The 1,429-nt window shown below is 44.2% G+C and carries 2 protein-coding genes; one reads left to right on the top strand and one right to left on the bottom strand.

The window, feature by feature from the left end; genetic code table 11:
- The first annotated feature begins 229 nt into the window (after positions 1-229).
- Complete coding sequence (locus tag EBR25_14010; GenBank protein NBW42085.1) at positions 230-457, top strand: hypothetical protein; 228 nt, start codon at positions 230-232, stop codon at positions 455-457.
- Positions 458-470: 13 nt separating this feature from the next.
- Here the strand turns inward: EBR25_14010 and EBR25_14005 are convergent, their stop codons facing one another.
- Positions 471-1,130: a hypothetical protein gene (locus EBR25_14005; protein ID NBW42084.1), complete on the bottom strand. Its 660-nt coding sequence runs from the start codon at positions 1,128-1,130 to the stop codon at positions 471-473.
- Positions 1,131-1,429: the final 299 nt, after the last annotated feature.

The raw sequence follows: 1,429 nt of genomic DNA, 5'->3' as shown, positions 1-1,429 counted from the left end.
ATAGAACGCAGAACGGTAATCTGGTTCATATGGGAGTCGGTCAACTTTCGAATTGAAGTACTTTGAGAGGACTTTGATTTTTTTCCTTGATTGAAATCTCCACCAACGTTTCCTGCTGCTCCAAGCGCCATATTTTTCTCTCCCTGGTCCTTTTTGTCCCCGCGAACCCGTATCCCATTTCTGTCACGAATCTTGCGTATTTACCAATGCTCCCATGAGTCCAGAAACAATGCGAATCCAGAAACAATGCGAATCCAGAAACACAGCACCTCACGCTTCTCAAGACAGCAAAGCTGCTCATCGCTCGCGACCACTTTGCTCCTTTACATCATACTCCAAAGTTCAAGCTAAAAAAGCCGTTCGGACAGATTTATTTTCTTTTCGTAAAAGAGGCACAGTATGTTGCTTTTCTATTGCTGCACAAGCGGTAGGAAATGAGCTCCAGAACCACCTATAACATGCTGAAATTACTAGCCAAGCTGCTCTTCAACCAATCGGGTATACTCTCCTTCAAGGTCTTCGTGCTGACTTTTTAATGCCGTGAGCCTCCCGTTAACTGCCTCATACTCTAAAATGAGGTTTCTCAAGTTTGTTCCAGCAATGTTCATGGCTTCATTTAAATCGTCAAGTTGCCCACGTTGCGCCTCTGTAAGGCTTACTTCATTCAGAATTGACTCAAGATTTTTCATTGATTGAGCGAGGCGTTGCTCGAGGTCGATAGACTCAGTCGATACCTCTTCATACACGGCTAGCAACGCATCTAATTTTTCTACTTCAGCCTCACCAGACATCTTAAGATCTTGTTGGGCGACCTCTTTCTGTTCGATGTTCTGCTGAGCGGTCTGAAGAAGCTCCCCGAGCTCCTCTAGCGTCTTCTCCTCTTGGCTAACACTCTTTTTCAGAGTTGACACTTCTTTCTTTATTGAGTCCAGCTGGGTTGCTGAGCGGAAATTCTTGCGCTGCTTTAAGAGGCCATGGATGGTGTCCTTATTCTTGGCTATTTCCTCAAGCAATCTAGTTTTTTTATCCTGATCAGCAGGTTGTGCACGGTTTGAAACCAAAAAGAAAGTAGCAAGGATTCCCCCAACGGAGAGAATAAGAGTGAGGAGTAATACGATGAAAAGAACCATTAATCTATCCTTGCATGGATACGTGCTATTTTGTCTCAGGTCTAAGGTTGTAAATACCAGATGTCTCTCTGTGAGAGATTAGCATGCAATCCAGCCTCTCTTCCACTCAGAAAAATAGTTTAGCCAGAGAAATCTTTGCTCTGATCCAGCGTCCTCTCATTCTGAGCCCGGTTCTATCTGGGAGAGATTTCTAGTGAAAATGGCTTTGGCGGCACACGAAAGTCTAAGCGAAAAGGTTGAGAGTGACTGGTAACTCGTTTTTTACTGAACAGCTCTACTGGTCCCTTGAGAAGTTTAAA

It is taken from the genome of bacterium, assembly GCA_009926305.1.
Taxonomy (GTDB): Bacteria; Bdellovibrionota_C; UBA2361; order UBA2361; family RFPC01; genus RFPC01.
This window is presented reverse-complemented; position numbering and strand designations above follow the sequence as displayed.